The sequence below is a fragment of the Mycobacterium sp. TH-M106 genome (assembly GCF_057473765.1).
In genome coordinates, this window is record NZ_JBYCLE010000375.1 from 1 (window position 1) to 2,259 (window position 2,259).

Here is a 2,259-nt window from a genome sequence, read left to right on the forward strand (position 1 = left end):
TAGCTTGCTTTCGATGTCCCCGACAAGGAGGTTCGTATGGAGATCAACGGCAAGAAGGTGATCGTCATCGGCGGCGCCTCGGGCATGGGCCGGGCCACCGCCGAACTGCTCAGCGCACGCGGTGCGCAGGTCACGGTGCTCGACCGCGAGGGTTCCGATGGCAAGGAGGTCGCGGCCGGGCTGGGCGGCGCGTTCCATCCGGTCGACGTCACCGACTTCGACGGCACCGAGCAGGCGCTACAGACCGCGGTCGACGAGCTAGGCGGGCTGCACGTCGTGGTCACCACCGCCGGGGGTGGTATCGCCAAGCGGACCTTGTCCAAGTCCGGTCCGCATGATCTCGAATCCTTCCGCTCCGTCATCGATCTCAACCTCGTTGCCACGTTCAACATCAGCCGGCTGGCCGCTTGGCACATGAGCCGCAACGAACCCGAGGATCCCGAGACGACCGGCGAACGCGGTGTCATCATCAATACCTCGTCGATCGCGGCCTTCGAGGGCCAGGTCGGCCAGATCGCCTACACCGCCGCCAAAGCCGGCATCGCCGGCATGTGCCTGACCATGGCGCGCGACCTCGGGTCGCTGGGCATCCGGGTGCTGGCTATCGCACCGAGCCTGTTCGCGACCGGGCTCACCAAAGGCATCCCGGAGGAATTCGCCAAGACCCTGACCAAAGACGCGGCGTTTCCGCGCCGCCTGGGCCGTCCCGAGGAGTACGCGAAACTGGTCACTGCCATCGTCGACAATCCGATGCTCAACGGGCAGTGCCTGCGGCTCGACGCCGGCCAGCGGTTCGCGCCCAAGTGAGCGCGTCGCGCGGCTTTGGCTACGCTCAACGCACCGGAGTATCCAGGAGGCCTTGATGGGTATCGCCCTGACCGACGACCATCGCCAGCTCGCCGAGGTGGCCCGCGGATTCCTGACCGCGCAGAAGGCCCGCTGGGCGGCGCGCGAGCTGCTGGACGCCGCCGACGAGGCCCGCCCGCCGTTCTGGGGTGAACTCGCCGGGCTGGGCTGGCTTGGCCTGCACATCGACGAGCACAACGGCGGCTCCGGCTTCGGGCTGCCCGAACTCGTGGTGGTGATCGAGGAGCTGGGCCGGGCGGTGGCGCCGGGACCGTTCGTGCCGACGGTGATCGCCTCGGCGGTGATCGCCGCCAACGGCACCGCCGAACAGCGCGACCGGCTGCTGCCCGGGCTGATCGACGGCACCGTCACCGCCGGTATCGGCCTGGCCGGCCAGGTCAACAGGGACGGCGGAACCGCCGACGGCGCAGCCGGCATCGTGTTGGGGGCGGGACTGGCCGACGTCTTGCTGCTGGCCGCCGGCGACGACGTGCTGGTGCTGGAGCGGACCCGGCCCGGGATATCGGTTGACGTACCCGACAACCTGGACCCGACCCGGCGCTGCGGGCGGGTCAGCCTGGCAAACGTCGTCGTCACCGCCGACGACGTCCTGGCCGGTGCCCGGGAATCGGCGCTGGCCCGTGCACGCACCCTGCTGGCCGCCGAAGCGGTCGGCGGCGCGGCCGACTGCGTGGAGGCAGCCGTCGCCTACGCCAAGGTGCGCCAGCAGTTCGGGCGGACCATCGCCACGTTCCAGGCTGTCAAGCACCACTGCGCGAACATGCTGGTCGGCGCGGAGTCGGCTACCGCCGCGGTGTGGGATGCCGCCCGCGCCGCCGGTGAAGACGAAGAGCAGTTCCGACTCGCCGCTGCGGTGGCCGCCGCGCTGGCGTTTCCCGCCTACGCGCGCAACGCCGAACTGAACATCCAGGTGCACGGCGGCATCGGCTTCACCTGGGAGCACGACGCCCACCTGCAGCTGCGGCGCGCCCTGACGCTGCGTGCACTGTTCGGCGGCGACGCGCCCGCGCTCGACGTGTTCGAGCGCACCGCGGCCGGTGTCAGCCGCGCCGGCAGCCTGGATCTGCCGGCTGAGGCTGAGGAACTGCGAACCCGAATTCGCGCCGACGCCACCGAGATCGCCGCACTCGACGGCGACGCACAGCGGGACCGGCTGATCGCGACCGGGTACGTGATGCCGCACTGGCCCAAACCCTGGGGCCGGGCCGCCAGCGCCGTCGAGCAGCTGGTGATCGAAGAGGAGTTCGCCGCCGCGGGCATCAAACGGCCGGACTACTCGATCACCGGGTGGGTGATCCTGACGCTGATCCAGCACGGAACCGATTCGCAGATCGAAAGATTCGTGGAAAAGGCGCTGCGCCAGGAGGAGGTCTGGTGCCAGCTGTTCTCCGA

General features: G+C 69.9%; 2 protein-coding genes. Both read left to right on the forward strand.

Annotated features, from left to right (window positions below; all coding sequences use genetic code 11):
- Window positions 1–36: 36 nt before the first annotated feature.
- Window positions 37–807: an SDR family NAD(P)-dependent oxidoreductase gene (locus AC2VOP_RS13310; protein WP_486961410.1), complete on the forward strand. Its 771-nt coding sequence runs from the start codon at window positions 37–39 to the stop codon at window positions 805–807.
- Window positions 808–862: 55 nt separating this feature from the next.
- The coding region (locus AC2VOP_RS13315) for an acyl-CoA dehydrogenase family protein (protein ID WP_486961411.1) at window positions 863–2,259 on the forward strand (1,397 nt) is incomplete at its 3' end.

Excerpts from the sequence above, each read along its gene's own strand:
- AC2VOP_RS13310 (WP_486961410.1), top strand. The coding sequence starts at position 37 with ATGGAGATCAACGGCAAGAAGGTGATCGTCATCGGCGGCGCCTCGGGC.